Origin of the sequence: Pedobacter terrestris (assembly GCF_052343045.1) — a bacterium.
In the GTDB taxonomy this organism is placed as follows: Bacteria; Bacteroidota; Bacteroidia; order Sphingobacteriales; family Sphingobacteriaceae; genus Pedobacter.
This window is the reverse complement of sequence record NZ_CP180264.1, coordinates 2,266,811-2,290,145: the sequence shown is the minus strand read 5'-3', so window position 1 is coordinate 2,290,145 and position 23,335 is coordinate 2,266,811. Positions and strand designations below refer to the sequence as shown.

The 23,335-nt window shown below is 40.4% G+C and carries 16 protein-coding genes; 12 read left to right on the top strand and 4 right to left on the bottom strand.

Features of this window, described 5'->3' with window-relative positions; all coding sequences use genetic code 11:
* Nucleotides 1-259 precede the first annotated feature (259 nt).
* Genes ACJVDH_RS09780 through ACJVDH_RS09765 form a run of 4 tightly spaced genes read left to right on the top strand, consistent with a single transcriptional unit; the run spans nt 260 to nt 4,680 of the window.
* Complete coding sequence (locus ACJVDH_RS09780) at nt 260-1,639, top strand: MFS transporter (protein WP_443947386.1); 1,380 nt, start codon at nt 260-262, stop codon at nt 1,637-1,639.
* 10 nt (nt 1,640-1,649) lie between these two features.
* Complete coding sequence (locus tag ACJVDH_RS09775; protein ID WP_443947385.1) at nt 1,650-2,636, top strand: fumarylacetoacetate hydrolase family protein; 987 nt, start codon at nt 1,650-1,652, stop codon at nt 2,634-2,636.
* A gap of 3 nt (nt 2,637-2,639) precedes the next feature.
* A complete protein-coding gene (locus tag ACJVDH_RS09770; protein WP_443947384.1) occupies nt 2,640-3,494 on the top strand; it encodes a flavin reductase family protein in 855 nt (284 codons plus the stop codon).
* 25 nt (nt 3,495-3,519) lie between these two features.
* Nucleotides 3,520-4,680, top strand: coding sequence for a homogentisate 1,2-dioxygenase (locus tag ACJVDH_RS09765; RefSeq protein WP_443947383.1), 1,161 nt, complete (start codon nt 3,520-3,522; stop codon nt 4,678-4,680).
* Between the two features lie 51 nt (nt 4,681-4,731).
* On the opposite strand, the gene ACJVDH_RS09760 is transcribed toward ACJVDH_RS09765, so the two are convergent.
* Nucleotides 4,732-5,604: a helix-turn-helix domain-containing protein gene (locus ACJVDH_RS09760; RefSeq protein WP_443947382.1), complete on the bottom strand. Its 873-nt coding sequence runs from the start codon at nt 5,602-5,604 to the stop codon at nt 4,732-4,734.
* Between the two features lie 278 nt (nt 5,605-5,882).
* On the opposite strand from ACJVDH_RS09760, the gene ACJVDH_RS09755 reads away from it, so the two are divergent.
* From ACJVDH_RS09755 to ACJVDH_RS09745, 3 genes are read left to right on the top strand one after another with little or no spacing between them, the layout of a single operon-like run.
* The gene (locus tag ACJVDH_RS09755) at nt 5,883-6,314 is read left to right on the top strand and encodes a MarR family winged helix-turn-helix transcriptional regulator (protein WP_443947381.1); all 432 of its coding nucleotides are present in this window, start codon (nt 5,883-5,885) and stop codon (nt 6,312-6,314) included.
* Nucleotides 6,315-6,322: 8 nt separating this feature from the next.
* Complete coding sequence (locus ACJVDH_RS09750; protein ID WP_443947380.1) at nt 6,323-7,543, top strand: MFS transporter; 1,221 nt, start codon at nt 6,323-6,325, stop codon at nt 7,541-7,543.
* 21 nt (nt 7,544-7,564) lie between these two features.
* Nucleotides 7,565-8,110, top strand: a complete 546-nt coding sequence (locus tag ACJVDH_RS09745; protein ID WP_443947379.1) for a cysteine hydrolase family protein — start codon at nt 7,565-7,567, stop codon at nt 8,108-8,110.
* Nucleotides 8,111-8,235: 125 nt separating this feature from the next.
* On the opposite strand, the gene ACJVDH_RS09740 is transcribed toward ACJVDH_RS09745, so the two are convergent.
* The 3 genes from ACJVDH_RS09740 to ACJVDH_RS09730 are packed head-to-tail and all read right to left on the bottom strand — an operon-like array spanning nt 8,236 to nt 10,717.
* Nucleotides 8,236-9,057 (bottom strand): amidohydrolase family protein, encoded by an 822-nt coding sequence (locus ACJVDH_RS09740; protein ID WP_443947378.1) that lies wholly within the window; start codon nt 9,055-9,057, stop codon nt 8,236-8,238.
* A 17-nt stretch (nt 9,058-9,074) separates the two neighbouring features.
* A complete protein-coding gene (locus ACJVDH_RS09735) occupies nt 9,075-9,929 on the bottom strand; it encodes a fumarylacetoacetate hydrolase family protein (RefSeq protein ID WP_443947377.1) in 855 nt (284 codons plus the stop codon).
* Nucleotides 9,930-9,952: 23 nt separating this feature from the next.
* Nucleotides 9,953-10,717, bottom strand: a complete 765-nt coding sequence (locus tag ACJVDH_RS09730; RefSeq protein WP_443947376.1) for an SDR family NAD(P)-dependent oxidoreductase — start codon at nt 10,715-10,717, stop codon at nt 9,953-9,955.
* Between the two features lie 343 nt (nt 10,718-11,060).
* Here ACJVDH_RS09730 and ACJVDH_RS09725 point away from each other — a divergent pair, with 343 nt between their 5' ends.
* Genes ACJVDH_RS09725 through ACJVDH_RS09705 form a run of 5 tightly spaced genes read left to right on the top strand, consistent with a single transcriptional unit; the run spans nt 11,061 to nt 23,254 of the window.
* Nucleotides 11,061-13,790, top strand: coding sequence for an alpha-d-galacturonidase (locus tag ACJVDH_RS09725; protein WP_443947375.1), 2,730 nt, complete (start codon nt 11,061-11,063; stop codon nt 13,788-13,790).
* The gene (locus ACJVDH_RS09720; protein ID WP_443947374.1) at nt 13,787-15,349 is read left to right on the top strand and encodes an MGH1-like glycoside hydrolase domain-containing protein; all 1,563 of its coding nucleotides are present in this window, start codon (nt 13,787-13,789) and stop codon (nt 15,347-15,349) included. The genes ACJVDH_RS09725 and ACJVDH_RS09720 overlap by 4 nt, the downstream gene beginning before the upstream one ends.
* Nucleotide 15,350: 1 nt before the next feature.
* Nucleotides 15,351-16,940, top strand: coding sequence for a glycoside hydrolase family 28 protein (locus ACJVDH_RS09715; protein WP_443947373.1), 1,590 nt, complete (start codon nt 15,351-15,353; stop codon nt 16,938-16,940).
* Between the two features lie 3 nt (nt 16,941-16,943).
* Entirely contained in the window at nt 16,944-19,754 is a 2,811-nt protein-coding gene (locus ACJVDH_RS09710; RefSeq protein WP_443947372.1) for a glycosyl hydrolase family 95 catalytic domain-containing protein, read from the top strand.
* Nucleotides 19,755-19,810: 56 nt separating this feature from the next.
* Nucleotides 19,811-23,254 (top strand): malectin domain-containing carbohydrate-binding protein, encoded by a 3,444-nt coding sequence (locus tag ACJVDH_RS09705; RefSeq protein ID WP_443947371.1) that lies wholly within the window; start codon nt 19,811-19,813, stop codon nt 23,252-23,254.
* Nucleotides 23,255-23,335: the final 81 nt, after the last annotated feature.

Sequence of the window (23,335 nt, the reverse complement as noted above, 5' to 3'; positions counted from 1 at the left end):
GTTTTTTTAATTTCGAGAAGTCGCACGAGCTGCAAAAACATTTATTTGAGGCTGTTTATGCTGTTTTGGCTACTGACCGCTCATTCTACACAAAAAAGATCGTCCCGATTGTACTGCAATAATACGTGTTTTTACCTTTTTGCTTAATGGTCCATTGATTAGGTTTACATATTCCAAAGAAGACCAGATAGATATAAGCAAAGACTTTTTTAGCGCGAAGATCCTGTGATTAAATTTTAGACCATTGAGCAAAACCTGAATGATTTCTGTACAGCATCCTGAAAGCAAGCTTTATGAGCAACAAACAATTAAAACCGTTATCGCGGCCTCTGCAACCGGAAGCCTGATTGAATGGTATGATCTTTTGCTGGCCATTATCTTATCGCCTATACTTAGCGAGAAATTGTTTCCACCAGGCGATTCTAAGTTTCTGGAAACCCTTGCAATTGTTGTGTCGTCATACCTGATCCGTCCGATTGGTTCATTAATATTCGGTTCCATTGGAGATAAAAGCGGACGGAAAAAATCGTTTCTGTTGTCTTTGGTTTTAATGGGCGGCGCAACTTTTCTCATTGGTTGTTTACCATCGTTCCAGCAAATCGGTTGGTTTGCGCCAATATTACTGCTTGTTTTCAGGCTCTGCCAGGGCATGGCGGTAAGCGGCGAATATGCAGGAGGCATAATATATGTAGCAGAACATGCGCCAAAAAATAGACGTGGTTTTTACACCGGTTTTATTCAGGCCACAATTCCTATAGGTTTGTTGCTTTGCCTTTCTGTTGTATATACAACGGAGTATCTGATGACGGCAGAGTCATTCAACGCTTATGGGTGGAGAATTCCATTTCTACTGAGTGCTATTCTGGTTATTGTAAGTTATTTCATTCGGAAAAGACTTGGCGAAAGTCCGGTTTATGAGAAAATGAAAACAGCAGGAGAAACCGCCAAAAATCCGGTTAAAGATACTTTTAAAACACCTGGCAACTACAAATTGATGTTGCTGGCCATATTTGGTGGAAATGCTGCCCAGGCAACTGTTATGCAGGCAGCACAATTTCTAACCTTATTTTTTCTACAGCGTTCCGCATATCTCGAACTCAAGACCTGCATCTTAATACTGGGCATTGCCACTTTTTTTTCCGTTCCTTTTTTTCACTTTTTTTCGGCACTGAGCGATCGGATTGGCCGAAAGAGCGTTATACTAGCCGGCCTGGTATTAAGTGCAGTCTTTTTACCCTTAACTTTTTACGGATTTTCTGTGGTCGGAAATCCCGAGCAACTTACATCGCTACACGGAATTACTACAATGGCAACAGCAAAGCTTGTGGGTTTATCCTTCCTGCTGTGTTTCGCCAGTGCGATGGTGTATGGTCCAATGGGTGTATTTATGCTGGAGTTGTTTCCTGCAAAAATCAGGTATACCAGTATGGCTTTTTCGTACAATATTGGCAACGGGGTTTTGGGTGGTTCAACCACGCTTATCGGTGAGTTTTTGCGCCGTGCAGCAATTTTCAGCTTTGCTTTTTCGCCCTTTATCAGCCTCATTTATCCCTTAGTCATTATTTGTATCGCCGTAATTGTGAACGCCATCTGGGTTCCGGAAACCTATCAGAATAACCTATATAATGAAGACGAATAATTAATAACCAATGAAACTTGTATCTTTCAAATCGAATAATGAAATCCGTTTAGGTGCTTATAAAAATAATCTTGTGTATGATCTGAATCTCCTTTCAAATGAAATTCCGGATAATATGTCAGATTTCTTAAAAAATTGGGAGAGCGCTTTTCCAAAGGCACAAGCCGTTTTATCTCAAATACACGCTAAAGGTACACCTGTACATGAAGTAGAATTAATGGCGCCCGTTCCGGAGCCGCATTCCTGCAGGGATGGATATGCATTTCGCCAGCATGTAGAATCTGCAAGGAGAAATCGCGGCGTGCCAATGATTGATGAATTTGATCAGTTCCCGATATTCTACTTTACCAATCACAGCAGTATTCAAGGGCCAGGTCCTGTATTTTGTATGCCCGATCATTTTGAAAAATTGGATTTTGAGCTGGAGATTGCCGTAGTAATTTGCAAAAAGGGCAGGAATATTACCGCTAAAGATGCGCACAATTATATTGGTGGGTATATGATTATGAACGATATGAGTGCCAGAACCCTGCAGATGGAAGAGATGTTGCTGAGTTTAGGTCCGGCTAAGGGAAAAGATTTCTGCACCGTAATCGGTCCGTGGTTGGTTACGCCAGATGAACTTTCGGCATATGAAATTCCGGCGAAGGCTGGTCATATTGGTAAAAGACATCAACTGGAGATGACCTGTAAAGTAAACGGGAAATTGCTAAGTCGCGGTAACGTAGCCGATATGGACTGGACTTTCAGCGAGATTATTGAGCGGTGTGCATATGGTGCGGATATTTTTCCCGGGGATGTGATTGGCAGCGGAACGGTTGGTACAGGTTGCCTGCTTGAATTAAATGGAACAGCAAAATTATATGATCCGAATTATGAGGCCCGTTGGTTACAGCCCGGAGACACTGTAGAAATGGCTATTGAAGAACTTGGTGTTTTGAAAAATGTAATCATTGCCGAGCATTCAGATCTTTCGCTGTTGGCGATAAAAAAATAACTTATGTATGTAGATCTGGATAAACTATCGGTCAGGGATGTGCAGCACTATCTGCAACATGCTGTAGCGCCGAGGCCAATTTGTTTTGCCAGTACGGTAAATGCCAAAGGCGATGTAAATCTAAGTCCCTTCAGCTTCTTTAATGTTTTTTCTTCCAATCCACCGATTGTTATTTTCAGTCCGGCGCGCAGTGGCCGCACCAATACATTAAAACATACCCTGCTTAATGTGATGGAAGTTCCTGAAGTTAGCATCAGCATTGTAGATTTTAATCTTATTCAGCAAATGAATCTGAGCAGCTGCGAATATCCCGAAGGTGTAAATGAGTTCGTTAAATCTGGTTTAACCATGGTTTCAGCCGATCTGATTAAACCGCCGTTGGTTGGTGAAAGTAAAATTAAAATGGAGTGTGCGGTAACGGAAATAAAAGCTTTAGGCGATAACGGCGGCGCCGGAATGTTGGTTTTTGCAAAGGTATTACGTATGCATGTAGATGACGCCGTTTTAGATAGCAATAATTTTATTGATCCGTTAAAAGTAAGGCAGGTTGCACGTTTGGGTGGAGATTGGTATGTGGATGTCCGTCCGGAGTATATGTATAAATTACCTAAGCCTGTAAAGGAATTGGGCATTGGGTTTGATCAGTTGCCGGATCAAATCCGCGAAAGTAAAATTCTAACAGGGAATCATTTGGGTAGGTTGGCAAATATATCAGCCATACCTGAATTGAATCCCGATTTTATCGATACCGCGCAGATGAATTCTGATAGTGCAGCAGAGCTGCCCGAAAATAAAATTATCCACTATTTACTTGCAGGCGATTTGCAATCTGCATGGCAGGTGGTATTGAGAATGTGAGATTATAAAATAAGACAGGAAAGATATGCCACAGTATTTTAGTTTAGGAGAGATTCCGAGAAAGCGCCACACGCAATTTAGAAATCAGAAAGGTCAGTTGTATTCCGAACAGCTTTTTTCTACAGAAGGATTTTCGAGCGATTATTCGTTGTTGTATCATCTGTATCCGCCAACTGCTGTTACGGCCGTAAGCGATCCGGTTTCAGTACAGCCCGAAGCAGTTGCAGAAGCCAATAAAATGAAATCCAGAAGTTTTAAGGGATTTTCCATTCAGCCAGAGGCGGATTATTTAAAAAGCCGGAAGATTATTTTATTTAACAACGATTTGCATATTGCACTGGCAGCACCGGAAAACGGTAAAATGGATGTTTTCTATAAAAACGCAGATGCAGATGAACTGATTTTCATTCATGAAGGTACAGGCAAACTGAAAACCTGTTATGGAGTGCTGGATTTTGCATATGGAGATTACCTGGTGATCCCGCGGGGAACCATTTATCAGATGGAATTTAACGGTAATAAAAACCGGTTGTTAATCGTCGAATCTTTTAGTGCAGTACGCTTTCCGGACAGTTACCTGAGTAAATTTGGGCAATTACTGGAGCATGCGCCATTTTGCGAAAGAGACATCAGGACGCCCAAAGATCTGCAGACATTTGATGAACATGGCGATTTTGTAATTAAAGTTAAAAAGAAAGGAGAGTTGTATGATATTCATTATGCCACGCATCCATTTGATGTGGTTGGATGGGATGGATGTTGTTATCCTTATGCTTTCTCTATTCATGATTTTGAACCCATAACGGGCCGCATACATCAACCACCGCCAGTGCATGTCACTTTTGAAGCAAATAACTATGTGGTTTGTTCGTTTGTACCCAGATTGTACGATTATCATCCATTATCTATTCCAACACCGTATAATCACAGCAATATTGACAGCGATGAAGTATTGTATTATGTGGATGGCGATTTTATGAGTAGAAACCACGTAGAACGGGGCATGCTTACGCTGCATCCCGGTGGCATTCCGCACGGACCACATCCTGGTACGGTAGAAAAGAGTATTGGAAAAACAGCTACTCAGGAACTGGCCGTCATGATCGATACATTTAAACCATTATTTTTAACTGCAGATGGATTGGGTATTGCTGATGACAGTTATGCACTAAGCTGGAAGTTCTAACAGATTATGAAACACAGAGTTCTGTATCGGCATTACATGCCATATACGCCATTATACATGGGAATGTCGAAATTCTGTGGGTGTTTGTTTGCTGTGTTTTTTAAAATATTTGATAAAATTTGTAGGTTCATTAAAACCAAGTGCATAGCTGATTTCTTTAACAGAACTAAACTCATAGGCCAGTAAACGTTTTGCTTCTAAAATAAGGCGCTGGTTTATCAGTTCTTTCGGCGTCATACCCAGCACTTCGGCTGTTGCTTGCTGTAAGCTTTTTTCAGAAATGCCAATAAGTGCGGCATATTTGTGTACGGGAAAATGATCTTTGAAGTTTTTTTCAAGAAGCCTTTTAAAATCCGTTACCCGCTGTAAATCTATACCTGGTTTAATCTGCTCACCGTTTATACCTTTATCCCGTTCTGCGCGGATCAGTAATCCGTATAACAAATTGTGTAAAATTTCAAACTGGTACGGGTCATAATCCCGCTTTAATTCCTGCTCAATTTCATCGAATATATAGGTGTAGGTATTGATGTTGGCATCTGTAACCTGTACGTGCTGTACATCCCGTATGTGATGAAAGATATCAGCGTTTTTCAGATAACGGGTGTGTGGTTCTGTATTGCAGAAAAAAGGCTCAGTGAATGCAATGATCCGGCCATCAAAATCATCGCTTCGGGTAAATTTGTGTATTCTGTTTTTAGCGATAAAAAGGATTGTACCCGGTTTAATTTCTACATCTTCAAAATCAACCATATGCGTTAGATGGCCTTTCGTAAACCAATAGATCAAATAGAAATCTGTGCGGTGCGGAACCAGCACCTTGTCGCCGCCACGACTTATTCTTTCCTGCAACGTTAAGGTGTGCAGTTCCTGGCGGATATTTGAAATGGGTCTGAAAGGATAGGTTTTGATGTCTTTATTCATAGTTAGTAAAGGCGCTTAGGTTGTTATACACCGCAACATAACAATTGGACTCTAAATAGGATGTGGAGAAACCATCGTTCTCTGCAAGTTAAATTATTTTCGGAAAAAGGTTATGGTCATTTAAATAAAAGTGTATCAATATTGCGATCGGGCTGCATACAGCCGTTTTTTCTTACCCGCCAGATCACCAAAATGAAAATTTCCTGACAGACAATACTTGGATTATAATAAATGTCTGTTATATTTGTTAGGTAAACTAATTAGTTTACCTAACAAATATGAGATTAGAGCAATTGAGTTTAAAACTAAGAGTGGTTGTTTTTGCACTTCAGAAGATTACACGAAAGAAAATCACTGAATCTACGGCATATTCGAACACCGAGTTGGAAACCATCAGTTTGATTGCGCGTAACGCCAACATTTCGCCAACGGATCTCGCAACGCAAACCGATATTACCACACCTTCTATGTCACAAATATTAAATAAGATTGAATCGCAAGGCATAATTGTAAGGGAAAGAGCAGTAGGGGATAAGCGCAAGACTTTTATTTCACTAACAGCGGTAGGGCAGGAAATGGTTAAACGTACTCGCTTTGAACGCGACGAATACCTTGCACAGCTTTTAGTAAGCCGGCTTACACAGGCTGAACTTCAAACCATAGAAGATGCCCTGCCAGCATTGGAAAAATTAATACACCCAGAAAGCTGAAAATTGTAGTGGCACATACGTTAAGAAACCTATTCAGGGCTTTTGAGAACCGCAATTATAGTCTCTTTTATTTCGGCCAGTTGATTTCCCGGATAGGAATATGGATGCAACGTACGGCGGTGATTTGGGTTTTATATGCGCTTACACAATCTCCCTTTATGGTTGGGCTGGCCACATTTGCTGAGCAATTCCCTTCATTCGTACTTTCGCCTTTTGGCGGAATCGTTGCAGACCGTTTTGATCGGTATCAAATTTTGGTTGTTACTCAGGTTACATCTGCCGTTCAGGCAATTTTACTCACTTTCTTTTACTTCAACGGATACCAGCAAACCTGGTTAATTTTAGGTTTAAGTGTTTTGCTTGGTATTGCAAATGCATTTGATGTTCCGGCACGGCAGGCGATGGTGAACGATCTGGTCAAAAATCCGGGAGATTTGTCTAATGCCATTGCAATGAATTCATCGTCTAATAATCTTGCCCGCTTAATCGGACCGGCACTGTCTGGTGTTGTGCTGGCGAAATATGGCGCCGGTGTTTGTTTTTCGGCAACCGCTTTTGGTTTTGTATTGGTTTCAGTTTCTGTATTTATAATTAAAGTTGCAAAAAATGTGGTTCCAGAAAGCAGCAACGCCGTTATGAAAGACCTTAAAGATGGATTTTCTTACGCCAGAAATCACCCTGAAATCGGACCCACACTTGCGTTGCTGGCATTGATCTGTTTTTTTATCATTTCTTACAACACCTTAATCCCGGTATATGCTCAGGAAATTTTTAAGGGTGATGCATCTACGTTTGGTTACATGAATGCTTGCGTTGGTGTTGGTGCGATTTCTGGCACAATGTATCTCGCGGCTTTGAATGCGGATGTGTCTTTAAAGAAGGTTCTGTTTTCCAGCGTATTGATTTTGGGCATCGGGTTGGTTCTATTCGCCTACATAAAAAACCTGATGCTGAGCCTTTTTCTATCTGCCGTTTGTGGTTTTGGAACAATGTTGATTGTTCCGGTATGCAACACCATTGTGCAGTCGGTTTCCATCCCGGAAATGCGCGGCCGTGTAATCAGTCTTTTTGCAATGGCGGCTTTTGGAACCTTACCATTAGGAAGCCTGTTAATTGGCTGGATTTCAAAATTTACTGGCCCGGAGAATACCATTTTCATACAAGGTGTACTCGCTATATTTTTTGCTCTTCTGTTTTCTCGCTTTCTCTTAAACAAGTCAGAAACTTAATTGATACTTAATTTTTAAACTATGAAAATTTCGAAAGCACTATTGGTAATGGATATGCAAATGGGATTGCTTCCTTCAATACCGGAACATGAAAAATTGCTCTTACGTACAGCCGATGCCATAGCCACGGCTCGTGCAGCAAATATTCCGGTTATTTATGTTGTATTAAGCTTCAGACCTGGTTTCCCGGAAATTAGCGCCGATAATAAAGCTTTTTCAGGCTTAAAACAAATGTTCGGTAATGAAGAACCGATAGGCTTCTCGTCAATTCCGGAGCAAATTGCACCAATAAATGGTGATGTAGTCATACATAAAAAAAGAATCAGCGCTTTTTCCGGAAGTGATTTGGAAGTGGTGCTTCGTGCTTTCGAGGTTAAGGAATTGATTTTCGCCGGCATTGCGACAAGCGGTGTGATTCTGTCTACTTTTCGCGAAGCGATTGATAAAGATTATGCTGTAACTGTACTTTCTGATTGTTGTGCGGATCAGGATGCGGAAGTTCATGATTTTTTAATGAATAGAATTTTTCCACCCCATGGAAGCGTGATTTTATCTGCGGCGCTGTAATTTTTTTACTGTCTTTTGCCAAGATAAAATACATCTTGAATGTATTACTTTGACAGCTTCGATGCAATTCGCATAAAGCTGTCAAAGTTTAACGGCGATTTCTCAGGACACTATATTGACGCAGATTATAGTCGATAGAATGCTTTAGCATTATCGGAAAAAATCATTTGCTTTTCTAATACACTGAATCCGTGCGTATATTTTTTTACCAATTGAAACCAATCCTGATAAGGTCTGCTAAGTAAAACCACTGGCCAGTCGCTGCCATACATTACGCGCTGCGGACCAAAATGCTTAAATATCACATCAAAACAATTGAATATCTCCGTCTCGCGCCAGTTTTTCCAATCGGCTTCTACTAACAATCCTGAAATTTTACACTGTACATTTGGGTTTGAGGCGAGAATTTTAATCTGATTGTCCCAGTCTTTGAGGTTTTGCGACTTCACATCTGGCTTTCCGCAGTGATCTAAAACAAATGGTTGATCGGCAACCTGATCAACCATTTTAATGATATCTTCCAACTGATCATAATAGCACAGTAAATCATAGGTATAACCGAAGTTTTTTAGCTGTTTCAATCCCTCTGTAAATGAATTGCTCAAAAAGAAATCTGCCTTTTCGGCCTGCAAAACATGTCGCCAGCCTTTTATCTTTTGGAAATGGCTCCAATAATTCAGTCGTTCGGCGAGGTCAGGATTACGCAAATCAACCCAGCCTACAATACCTTTAATGACTTCATTATGTTCAGCAAGGGAAAGCAAAAAGTCGTTTTCTTCTTCATTCTGATTGGCTTGTACGGCGATACAACCTGTAATTTTAAGATCGTGAAATGTGCGAAGGATATTTTTTGGCGAAAAGTCTTTGCGAATGGCTTGCATATCTGCAGTAATCCAGTTGTCTCGCACCGGGTCAAAATTCCAGAAATGTACGTGAGTGTCAATCATAATCCGTCAGATAAAAATTAAGATTCGGTATAACTTTTAACTACCTGTTTGCTGGTGCCTAAACCATCAATTCCAAGTTCTACAACGTCGCCGGGTTTTAGATACCAGGGTTCAGGTTTTTGTCCTAAACCAACGCCGGCAGGTGTTCCGGTTGTAATTACATCGCCAGGAAGCAATGTCATAAACTGACTGATATACGACACCATAAACGGGACGTTGAAAATAAGATTAGACGTGCTTCCGTTTTGAAGGGTTTCACCATTTACCGTAAGCCATAAACGCAAATTGTGAACATCTTCAATTTCATCTGGCGTTGCGATAAACGGACCAAGTGGTGCAAAAGTATCGCAGCTTTTTCCTTTAACCCATTGTCCGTTTCTTTCCAATTGAAAAGCACGCTCGCTATAATCGTTATGTAAAACATAACCTGCAATATGTTCTAAGGCATTTTCTTCAGAAACATAACTGGCTTTTTTACCAATTACAATTGCCAGTTCAACTTCCCAGTCGGTTTTAGTACTATTTTTTGGAATGATCAAATCATCATTCGGGCCAACAATGGCAGATGTTGCTTTAAAAAACAGGATGGGTTCTGTTGGAATTGCTGCGTTGGTTTCTGCAGCGTGGTCTTTGTAATTTAAACCTACACAGATTAATTTAGAAGGTCTGGCAAGCGCCGCGCCCAAACGCGTGTCTTTAGCAACTTCTGGAAGTGTTACGCCTTCAATCGCCTGTTTAAGTTTTTCAATTCCATTGTCACCAAAAAATTTCTCGTCATAATCCTGCACAAATGCAGAGACGTCAAAATAAGTATCGTTCAGTATCACTCCAGGTTTTTCTGCGCCTGGTTCGCCAAATCTGATCAGTTTCATGTAAGGTATTTTCGTAAATTAATTTAGTTGTTTAGTGTAGTAAAACCGCCGTCAATCGGGTAATCGCAACCGGTAATAAATGCGGCCTCATTGCTGCATAGGTAAAGGGCAAGTGCTCCAATTTCTTCGGGTTTTGCCATGCGGCCAATAGGTTGGGTTTTAGACAATTTATCGAACATTTCATCAACATTGTCCGGATAGTTTTTAGCCAGAAAACCATCAACAAAAGGGGTATGCACACGTGCAGGTGAGATCGAGTTGCATCTTATATTTTCGCCGATGTAGTCTTTTGCAACACTCATGGTCATTGCTTTAACGGCACCTTTTGCGGTGCTGTATGCAAAGCGATCTGGTAAACCAATCAATGCTGCGATAGAAGCGAGGTTTAAAATTACGCCGCCACCTGAAAGGCGAAGCTGCGGAATGCCAGCATTCAGACAGTTGTACACGCCTTTAACATTGACACGAATTACACGGTCAAAATCATCCTCTGAAGTGGTATCGGCTTTTCCTACGTGGGCAATTCCGGCGTTATTGACCAAAATATCAATCGGCCCGATTTGCTTAAATAAGTCATGTACAGCAGAATGATCAGAAACATCACATGCGTATGCAAAAGCTTTACCGCCTTTGTTGTGTATCTCGGCTAAGGTATTTGCCGCCTGCTCCAAACCAAGTTCAACGATGTGAATTTCTGCACCTTGCTGGGCTAAAACAGTAGCTATTGCCTGGCCAATTCCACTTCCAGCGCCTGTAACAACGGCTTTTTTTTCTTTTAAGGAAAACATATCAGAATTTTAAAGACTATTGGGTTAGACATCTATTAACTAGATACCGGTTTTTATCTGTTGCTTCAATGATAAACGATTTGAGGCATCGGTGCAAATTAAAAATAAAACAGCTCATCAAAATTATATCTTCTTAGCTAAATTCTATGGAATATTGCCAAGTATAAACTCGATGTATTGGCTAAACGTGTAACAGTTTTATTATGCAAACGTTGCCAAGATAATATCGTACCAAAAAATGAAGGCATATTACAACAAAGTCCAGTTTGACCTGCCTATATTTGAAATTCGATCTAACTAAATATCGCAGCAAGCCTGGTTTGTTGCACCGAAAACTAATTGAATGAGAAGTTTCCTGTTGTTTATTTTCGCGTACCTTTTATTATCTGTTACGCCTGCTCAAGCGCAGACCCATCAAAGTATTTTTCTGCCTTTAAAACCTTCGGTTCGGGTATCTTATGCTGCAGAACGTTTGTCTGCTGCACTTGAACAATGTGGCTACGTTACAGCCGTTCAGCATTCTGGTAAATTAACTGGCAAGAAGAACAGTATTGTTCTGTCCGGTATCGCGGATGCAAAAAAACAAAACCTAACTGCAGATGTAATTAATAAAGCTGCGAATGCAGGTAAAGAAGGTTTTACCATAGCGTATGGTAAAGCTGGAGAATTGTATGTTATTGGTGCAGATGATTCCGGCGTTTTGTATGGTACATTAGAACTCATTGAACGACTGGAAAAGGAGAAGAAAATCCCTGCGAACTTATCCGTTACAGATCATCCGGAGATGGTGCTTCGAGGAACCTGTATTGGACTGCAAAAGCCAGATTATCTTCCCGGTCACGATGTTTATGAATATCCGTATACCGAAGAAACTTTTCCGTGGTTGTATGATAAAAATCTTTGGATAAAATACCTGGATATGATGGTCGAAAACCGGTATAATTCTTTATATCTCTGGAATGGACATCCATTTTCATCTTTACTGCGGCTTAAAGAGTATCCTTATGCTGTAGAAGTTGATGAAACAACACTAAAGAAAAACGAAGAGATTTTTCAGTTTTTAACCCACGAAGCAGATAAACGGGGAATTTGGGTTATTCAAATGTTTTACAATATTATTATTCCAAAACCCTTTGCCGATAAACACGGATTAAAAACGCAAGACAGAAATCGCCCGATTATTCCAATTATAGCAGATTATACTCGCAAGTCGATTTCGGCTTTTGTGGAAAAATATCCAAATGTTGGTTTAATGGTTGCTTTAGGAGAGGCGATGGAAGGTGTTGGACAAGACGATATCGACTGGTTTACAAAAACCATTATTCCGGGTGTAAAAGACGGTTTAAAAGCAGCAAATATAAAAGAAGAACCGCCAATTGTTTTACGTGCACACGATACTGATGCACCAGCCGTAATGAAAGCTGCACTTCCCTTTTACAAAAACCTGTACACTGAAAATAAATTTAATGGCGAGGCATTAACCACTTATACCCCTCGCGGAGCTTGGGCGGAACTGAACAGAAAACTTGCTGATATCGGAACCGTTAATATTTCTAATGTGCATATTCTCGCCAATCTGGAGCCATTTAGGTATGGTTCTGCAGATTTTGTACAGAAATCCGTTCTCGCAATGCGCAATATATACAATGCGAAAGGTTTGCATCTATATCCGCAGGCCAGTTACTGGGATTGGCCATACACCGCAGATGCGACTAAAAAACGTACGTTGGAAATGGAACGCGACTGGATTTGGTATAAAGAATGGGCAAGATATGCCTGGCAGCCAAACCGAGACCGCAATCAGGAAATCCAGTATTGGGGCAATGCTTTGGCAAACAAATACGGTACAGATTTTAATGGCGGAAAAAATATCCTTAATGCGTATGAAGAATCGGGAGAAATTTCTCCAAAATTACTGCGACGTTACGGAATTACCGATGGCAACCGCCAAACGCTTACCTTAGGCATGTTGATGACACAGTTTATCAATCCATTTAGATATGGATTGTTTACTTTAATGTATGAGTCTGAAGCGCCTGAAGGTGAAATGATCATAGAATACGCGGAGAAAGAGTGGAAAAAACAGGGACACGTAGGAGAAACGCCTGTACAGGTAGCGAAAGAGGTAATTGAGCATGGTAAAAAGGCCGTAGAATCAATTAATCAAGCTGCTCCATTTGTAACAAAAGACTCTGCAGAATTTAACCGGCTTAAAAATGATATGTATTGTTATGATGCAATGGCAAATTTTTACGCTGAAAAAGTAAAAGCTGCACTTTGGGTTTTACGGTATAAATATTCTGGTAATGTTGCCGATCTGGAGAAAGCCTTGCCATTTTTAAAAAGTAGCGTTAAACACTATTCAGACCTGGTAAACCGAACCAACCAGACGTATTTATATGCCAATAGCATGCAAACAAAACAGCGTAAAATACCGATGCGTGGCGTTGATAAAACATTTATTCATTGGAAAGAAATGCTGCCTGTGTTTAATCAGGAATTGAATCATTTTATGCGCAGTATTGATTCGCTAAAAAGTGTGAAAGACACAACTGGTGAAGTTGTTAAAGCTTATGCAAATGCAGATGTGAAGTTGTTAAATTCTACTCAAAGTTTCGTTTTAGGTAAGGGAGTTAATGTGTTTTCTGATCGGAGCGAAACTGTCAAAAATTTAGCCCACCAGTTAATTGGCTTAAAAGGCGTTAAGTTATCGCAGGCAGAGCAGATCAAAAATGGATCATCTATTCAGTTTAGCACAAAGACACCGGTTAAAGTGCTGGTTGGCTTTTTCAATCAAAAGGACGCGAAGTATTTGCTTCCGCCGCAGTTGGAAATTGATGCCAGCGCAAACAATTACGGGCAGGCAGAAATTAAAATTTCTAACGCACTTATATTAAATGATTACCCGCCGGTAAACGTTCATGCATATTCTTTTCCGGCAGGAACGCATACGCTAACGCTGGGCAAAGGTGCATGTTTGGTTTTAGGTTTTATAAATGATAAACAGGAATTAAGAATATTTAATGCCGGTTTAGATGGAAAAGGAAAAGATATAGATTGGTTATTTGAATGATACAGGTCAGAAAATATTTACTCGCAGGTGCGTTAACGTTCCTGGCAATGGCAGGCTTTACACAAGAGAAGTCAGATACAGAAAAACTGAAGCGGTATGTAGATTATTTTAATTCTACAGATACCGAAGCGGTTAAAAATTACATTCCAAACGCAAAGGCTTTCGATTGGCTTGCTGCACAGGCACCTTTATTTGAGTGCCCGGATTCGGTTCTGGAACAGAATTACTATTTCAGGCTTTGGACTTTTCGTAAACATCTGGTAAAATCGCCGGAAGGTTTCATTTTTACAGAATTTATTGAACCGGTAAAACACGCCGGCAAATACAATTCTATTAGTTGTGCGCTTGGTCATCACATTTATGAAGGTCGCTGGCTTAAAGACAATAGTTATTTAAAAGAGTATATCAAATTCTGGCTGTACAAAGCAGATGTTGGCGAAACAAAACCTCGGTTTCATCAATTTAGCAGTTGGATAGACGATGCCATTTTGCAAAATGAGCGGGTAAATCCGGATGTTGCATTTCTGAAGGAAATTCTCCCTGCGCTTGATGCTGATTTCGAAAAATGGACGCAGGAACGTCAATTAAAAAATGGTTTGTTCTGGCAGCATGATGTGAAAGATGGAATGGAAGAGTCTATCAGCGGATCAAGAAAAGATCAAAACCAGCGCCCAACCATCAACAGCTATATGTATGGAAATGCAGTTGCACTGGCAAAGATTGCCGAACAAACGGGTAATCAGTTTCTGGCAAAAAAATACCAGCAAAAAGCCGAAGTGCTAAAAAAACTCGTTCAGGATAGCTTATGGAACGTAAATTCTGATTTTTTTGAAACTAAAAAAGCCAAGAACAAGGGTTTTGCTAATGTTCGTGAGGCGATCGGTTTTGTTCCCTGGGATTTCAACCTTCCGGATGATTCAAAGAAATATGCAAAAGCCTGGAATCAGATTTTAGATCCTGAGGGATTTAATGCGCCCTGGGGTTTAACTACAGCAGAAAGACGTGATTCTACCTTCCGTACGCGTGGTTCTGGTCACAGTTGCGAATGGGACGGTGCTTTATGGCCTTTTGCAACGTCGCAAACGCTAAAAGGTTTGGCCAATTTGCTTAGCAATTATAAAAACCACGGCAAAATGAATGCGGAGGTTTTTTACCAAAACTTGCATCAATATGCGGCATCTCACGTTAAAAACGGAAAACCATACATTGGCGAATATCAGGATGAGAAAACCGGAGAATGGTTAAAAGGCGATAATCCGCGAAGCAGTTTTTACAACCACTCTACCTTTTGCGATTTAATTATCAACGATTTGATTGGAATAAAACCACGCGCAGATGAAGTTCTTGAAATCCATCCGTTGGTGCCAAAAAACAAATGGGACTGGTTTAAGCTAAGCCAAATCTCTTATCATGGCAAAACAATTTCAATTGTATGGGATAAAACCGGCAAGAAATTTAATCAGGGAAAGGGCTTTTGCGTTTTTGTTGATGGTACTAAAATTCATCAGTCATCGGCATTAAAGAATCTGGAACTCCCCCTTAACAGCACAAAAATATAATATGTTTCTTCATACATTTAAGTCGTCAGTTTTCGCAGCAGCACTGATTTTCTGCATTTTTTCTGTAAGCAATAGCTTTGCACAATCTTATTTCAACGTTATGAACTATGGTGCGAAAAATGACAGCAGCAAACTCGCCACCATTTCTATTGGCAAGGCAATTGATGCAGCGGTAAAACAAGGTGGCGGTACGGTTTATTTCCCGGCAGGAAAATATTTAACCGGCCCTATTCATTTGAAAAGTAACATTACAATTCTGATAGATGCAGGTGCAGAGCTGCATTTCAGCGATAATTTTGATGATTATTTGCCCATGGTAAAAAGCCGTTATGAAGGTGTAGATGTAACGTCGTTCTCTCCGCTTTTTTATGCCTATAAGGCAGAAAATATTTCTATCATCGGGCGCGGTCTAATCGATGGCCACGGGAAAAAGTGGTGGGATTTTGTAGAAGGATACAAAGAAGGGCAAACGCGCAGCAAATGGCAGTTGCTTTTTGATGATGTAAACAAAGACATTCTTTTACCAGACGATCCGAAGCAAATGAAACGTGGTTTTTTGCGGCCTCCGTTTATACAACCAATGTTTTGCAAAAATGTATTGATTGATGGCATTACCATTCGCAACTCTCCATTCTGGACGATAAATCCTGAGTTTTGCGAAAATGTGAAAATACATGCGGTAACGATAAACAATCCGCATTCGCCGAATACAGACGGCATCAATCCGGAATCCTGTAAAAATGTGCATATTTCAAATGCTCACATCAGCGTTGGCGATGACTGCATCACAATAAAATCGGGCAAAGATGCGCCGGGCAGAAAAATGGCGGCAGCAGCAGAAAATTATACCATTACAAACTGTACCATGTTGTCCGGACACGGCGGTGTGGTTATAGGTAGCGAAATGTCTGGCGATGTACGCAAAATTGTGATATCCAACTGCGTGTTTGATGGTACTGACCGTGGAATCCGCATTAAGACTGCGCGCGGCAGAGGTGGCGTTGTTGAAGAAATCAGGGTAAGTAATATTGTAATGAAAAATATAAAACAACAGGCAATTGTGCTGGATATGCAATATGCAAAAACCACTGTAGAGGTCGTGTCTGAGCGTACACCGCGTTTCAGAAATATTCATTTCAGCAACATTACAGGCGATGTAAATCAGGCCGCATATCTGAATGGTTTAGAAGAAATGCCTATAGAAAACATTAGTTTTAACGATATTAATATGGATGCGCAAAGCGGTTTCAGCATCTCAAATGCCCGCCAGATTGAACTGCACAATGTGCAGGTAAACGCAAAAATTGGCGCTTCTTTGAAAGGAGAAAATATTGAACAGTTAACTGTAGACGGACTAAAAACGCTTCGCCCGAATGCCGCTCCGGTTATCGAACTGAAAAATGTAAACGGGCTATTTTTGTACAATGCATTTCCAATAGCGAATACTATAAAGTATTTGAAATTGAATGGTTCAGGTTCCAAAAATATTACCTTGGGCAACAACAATTTCGGTGGCTCAACAAACATGGTCAGCAAAGATTCTGAAGTTAACGAAATGATTCGGGTACTTTCTGGCGACAAAGGACAATAAAACATGAAACTTTCAATTGTAAAATTACTCTTAACTGCATCCCTAATGTATTCTTTCACGGCGGCAAAATCGCAACAGAAAGAAGAACTCTGGTATACTAAACCAGCTGAAAAATGGACTGATGCTTTGCCAATTGGCAACGGCAAACTCGGCGCAATGCTGTTTTCTGGCGTTGCCAATGATCATGTTCAATTTAATGAAGAAACCTTATGGACAGGCAAGCCTAGAGATTACAATAAAAAAGGTGCATCAAAATATCTTCCGGAAATCCGTCAGTTGCTTTTTGACGGGAAACAAAAAGAAGCAGAAGCTTTAGCGCAAAAAGAATTTATGGGTTTGCAAAGCGAACCTGGCGATCGCAATACGTGGGTTAAGGAAATGAAATCTGGCAAAGGCATAACGGGCAATCCGGCAATGCCAAATTTTAACGATAAAAACTGGAAATTTGTTGCTGTACCAGCTTTTGATGGCTGGGAAACAGTTGGCCTTCAAAATGTAGATGGTGCAGTTTGGTTTCGTACAACATTTACGTTGCCAAAAAACTGGGCCGGAAAAGACCTGATATTGGATCTAAACCGTATTCGTGATCAGGATGTAACTTACATAAACGGTGAATTTATTGGCAATACCGACAGTACCGAACCGCGTTTGTACACCATTTCGGCAAAGCAATTGAAAAGTGGAGTAAATACAATCGCCATTCAGGTTCTAAATTATTATGATAAAGGCGGTATTTTGGGCTATAAAGACACCACAAAACAAATCGGTTTGTATCCGGTTGGCGAATCTATGGCAAGTGGTATTTCATTAGTTAAGCAATGGAAGTATAAAATTCAAAATGCAAATCCACCTGCTGTGGCACAATATCAGGCGCATTATCTGCCTTTCGGCGATTTGAATTTGACCTTCAATTATGGTAAATCGCCTGTTACTGCATATAAGCGCTCGCTTGACTTGAATACCGCAATGGCTGCGACATCTTATAAAGTAAATGGTATTCAGTACCAGCGTACGTATTTTGCCAGTCAGCCAAATCAAGCTGTGGTTATTCATTTAACGGCGAGTAAATCGGGATCAATTAGCTTTGAAGCGGCGCTTTCTACTGTACATCCTGATGCAGAAGTTAAGGTTTTAGATAAAAATACCCTTTCACTAAAACTTGCCGTGAAAGATGGTGCGTTAAAGGGTGAAAGCCGGCTGACTGCAGTCCTCAAAAAAGGGAAAATTGAAGTATCCGGACAAAAACTGCGCATTTCTAACGCTGATGAAGTAACGCTTTACCTCACCGCCGGAACCAATTTCTTAAATACAAATGATGTTTCCGGAAATCCGGCAACAGCTAATGATCTCGCTTTAAAACGCTTGGAAGATAAGTCCTATCCAATAATTGTTCAGGCACATCAACAAGAATATCAAAAATACTACAATACCTTTCAGGCAGATTTTGGACATTCGGAGAATGAAAAGTTGCCTACAGATTTACGTTTAGAGCAATTTGCTTCCGCGAATGATCCGGGTTTTATGGCGCTTTACATGCAGTACGGGAGGTATCTTTTGATTTCAAGCTCTCGCCCCGGTACGCAAGCGGCCAATTTGCAAGGTATCTGGAATGATTTGCTTAGTCCGCCATGGGGCAGCAAATACACCACCAACATTAATCTGGAAATGAATTATTGGCCTTCAGAAATCCTGAATCTCTCGGCTTTGAATGAGCCTTTATTCAAAAAAATTGAGGGAATGTCTGTTACGGGTGCAGAGACTGCGAAGGAATATTACAATGCACAAGGTTGGCTTTTACACCACAATACAGATTTATGGAATGCTACGGCACCAATAAACGCCTCTAATCATGGTATTTGGGTAGTTGGCGGCGCATGGCTTAGCCAGCATCTCTGGGAGCATTATTTATACGGAAAAGACCGTGATTTTTTGAAAAACGAAGCCTATCCGTTGATGAAAAAATCTGCCGAGTTTTTCGTAGACTTTCTAATTAAAGATCCAAAAACTGGCTGGTTGATTAGCACACCTTCAAATTCTCCTGAAAATGGTGGATTAGTTGCAGGGCCGACAATGGATCATCAAATCATCCGGTCGCTTTTCAATAATTGTATAGCTGCCGCAAAAATGTTAAATACTGACAACGAGTTCAGAACAATTCTTGAAGAGAAAGTGAAGCTAATTGCGCCGAACCAGATTGGAAAATATGGTCAGTTGCAAGAATGGCTAACTGATCTTGACGATACAACAAATAAACATCGCCACGTTTCGCATCTTTGGGGCGTGTATCCTGGAAATGATATTTCATGGGATGCAGATCCGAAAATGATGGAAGCAGCAAAACAATCGCTTTTATACAGAGGTGATGAAGCCACAGGGTGGAGTTTAGCATGGAAAATAAATTTTTGGGCACGCTTTAAAGATGGCGATCATGCAATGAAACTGGTTAAAATGCTAATGCGCCCAGCAGGTAATGGTGCAGGTTCTTACGTTAACCTGTTTGATGCACATCCACCATTTCAAATTGATGGTAATTTCGGAGGTGCCGCAGGTATCGCAGAAATGCTTATGCAAAGTCACCAGGGTTATATAGAATTGTTGCCGGCATTGCCATCTAATCTACCTGATGGTAAAGTTAAAGGATTGCGTGCGCGCGGTGGTTTTGAATTGGATCTGGAATGGGAAAACGGTGTTCTTAAAGCAATTGTTGTACAATCTGCTGTTGGCGGTCCATGTAAAATCCGGTACAAAAATCAGGAAATTGCTGTTTTTACTGAAGCGGGCAAGCAATATAAATTTAATGGAAGTTTAAAATGATCCCTACATACCGTTTACTTTTTTTCATCATTTGTTCTTGTTTTTGCTCAAAGCTATTGGCACAGACTGTATCGAGGCAAGATATTTCTTTAAATAACGATTGGCAAAGCATTACAAATGAAACCGATATCAATGCGTACAATGGATTTGAAAAAGCAGCTTATCCAACAACAAACTGGAAAAAAGTGACGGTTCCGCACAATTGGGATCAATATGAAGGCTATCAACGTAAATTACATGGCAATAAACATGGTTTTGCTTGGTATAAAAGAAGTTTTTTAGGTCCAAATGTTTCTGCAAAAAAGCGGTATTTTCTCTATTTTGAAGGCGTTGGCTCTTACGCAACCATTTGGCTAAATGGGAAAAAAGTGGGCTTTCATGCAGGTGGCAGAACAACATTTACCTTGGATGTAACTGAGGCAATTAAACTTAATAACCAGAAAAATGTGCTTGCGGTACGTGCAGATCATCCGGCTAACATTCAGGATTTGCCTTGGGTAGATGGAGGTTGTTCTACAGAACGCGGTTTTTCTGAAGGCTCGCAACCTATGGGGATTTTCCGTCCGGTACATTTAATTGTAACCAATGAAACCCGAATAGAGCCTTTTGGCGTTCATATCTGGAATGACAATCGGATTTCAGAACATTCGGCAGAACTGAACATCAATACAACGGTGAAAAATTATTCTGACCGAAAAAAAATCATCACTATAAAAAATCAATTACTGGATCAGGAAGGTAAAGTAATTCAATCACTTAAACAGAATATTGAACTTGCTGCTCGTCAACAAAAAGAAATCCATCAGCAAACTGGTAAAATAGCAAATCCACATTTATGGTCGCTTGAAGATCCATATTTATACCGCTGGAAAACCACAGTTTTAGACGGTAACCTTCCGGTTGATGAAATTGTTACGTCTTATGGAATCCGTTGGATCAGTTGGCCAATTGGAGAACAAGCAAGTCAAAAAAGATTTTTTCTGAATGGCAAACCAGTTTTTATAAATGGAATTGCTGAATATGAACATCTAATTGGTCAAAGTCATGCCTTCACACACGCACAAATTGCCTCGCGCGTAAAACAAATTAAAGCGACGGGTTTTAATGCGTTTAGAGATGCTCATCAGCCGCATAACTTGTTGTACTCTGATTATTGGGATAAGGAAGGGATTTTATGCTGGACACAAATGGCTGCGCATATTTGGTATGATACGCCCGAATTTCGAAATAACTTTAAAGCCTTAATTACAGATTGGGTTAAAGAAAGAAGAAATAGTCCGGCTGTGGTGCTTTGGGGATTGGAAAATGAAAGTACTTTGCCTGAAGATTTCGCCAGAGAATGTACAGAGCTGATCCGTAAGTTAGACCCAACGGCTTCTTCGCAACGTAAAGTAACAACCTGTAATGGAGGAAAAGGAACCGATTGGGACGTTCCGCAAAACTGGACCGGAACATATGGCGGTGATCCGCAACTGTATGGCGAAGACCTTAAACGTCAGGTTTTGGTGGGCGAATACGGTGCCTGGCGCACGTTAGATCTTCACACCACGGACAGTGCAGGTAAGGGATTCACGGAAAATAAAATGACAGATTTGATGGAAACCAAATTACGTTTGGCCGAAAAATCGAAAACGGAAACTGCAGGTCATTTTTTCTGGCTATACAATTCGCATGATAATCCTGGAAGGGTGCAAGGCGGAGAAGGTTTACGCGATCTCGATCGGGTAGGGCCAGTAAATTACAAAGGTATGTTTACGCCGTGGGAAGAACCAACAGATGTTTTTTACATGTTCAGGGCAAATTATGCACCGAAAGATCGTGACCCGATGGTGTACATTGTTTCGCATACCTGGCCAAATCGTTTTGCAAAACCTGGCATAAAAGACAGTATTGTTGTGTATTCCAACTGTGATGAAGTTGAGTTGTTTAATGATGTAAATGGTATTTCTTTAGGCCGAAGAAAACGGGGAGAAATTGGTACTCATTTTCAGTGGAACAAACCCAATATTCAATACAATGTTCTTTTCGCTGTGGGTTACGTTAACGGAAAAAAAGTAGCAGAAGATAAAATTGTGCTTAACAGTTTACCAAAATCTCCAAATTTCGATCGCCTGTTTCCAGGTAAAAATAACATCCTTAAACCTGAGAAGAGTTACCATTATGTATATCGTTTAAATTGCGGTGGCGCGGATTATACAGATGAATACGGAAATGTCTGGTTGGCTGATCAACCCTCAGAAAATCATGCAGATTTTTATGGATCTACATCGTGGACGGATGCTTTTAAAGGTATACCAGCGTTTTTTGCCAGTCAGCGCAGAACGTTTAGCCCGGTGAAAGGCACTAAAGACTGGAAATTGTTTCAATCTTTCCGCTACGGATTAAATCAGTTGAAATTCAATTTTCCGATTGCCAAAGATGGCGATTACCTGGTAGAACTCTATTTTATAGAACCCTGGCTGGGCGTTGGTGGCACCAATGATGCAAAAAACATGCGTTTGTTTGATGTCGCAATAAACGATAAAACCGTACTCGAAAATGTGGATATTTGGGCATCTGCAGGCACCAATGCGGCATTAAAAAAGACCGTTAAAGTTTTTGTAAAAGCCGGGCAGCTTACTATTTCTTTTCCTAAAATTGATGTCGGTCAGGCGGTTATTTCTGCCATTGCAATTGCATCATTAGATCAGAATTTAAAAGCTGAAGTTAATCGCAACTCGGTATTCAATCTTTCAGATAATAGGGCTTTTAAGGCCAGGCAATGGCTGGATATTGGCGATTTTCAATACCCATCTGCCCAAACAGAATTTACAGATTTACCAGCAGACCTTTTCGGTGCCGAATGGATTCAGAAAACAAATCCAACATCAAATGAGGTCTGTGCTTTCAATGTTAATGCAGAAGCAGATGTGTTCGTTGCACTTACTTCCAGTAATAAGTCATTAATTGATTATGAAGATACCAAAACACATATTTCGAATAGTTTAGACCAACATTTCACCGTATACAGAAAGCGTTTTAAGAAAGGTGATGTAGTTAAAGTAGCAGAAAATTTTGGCCTCATAGCTATCGTACCACCTAGCGGATTGGCGCCTGCTTACGATTTAAAAACAAATAAAAGTTACAAAGCCACAGATGCGGCTTTGTTTGGAGAAAATACAGTCAAAGAAACACTTATGGATAAGCAACGCATTGTTTTTAAAAGCGATAAAGACGTTGCACTGGAATGGACAATTGGTGTTGGCGTTGCCGATACATATTCGCTAACGATAAAATATCATAATCCGCACAACGTTTCTTTAACCGGCCGTTTGGAGTTTCGCTCTGCGGATGGAACGTTAATGAAGACTGAAAACCTCGAATTTAATCCCACTAAAGCCGGAAAATGGAATTATCTGAATACCAATACCGGAAGTATGATCAATGCCGGAGCCTATAAAGTGAAAATTATTGGAGTGGAAAGTAAAGATCTTGCGCTTGATGCTCTAGATGTTCAATAAGATAATATCATACAATATGTGGCGAAAATCTTATATTAATGTTCATATTTAGACATGCATATTTGTTTTAACCAAATTAGT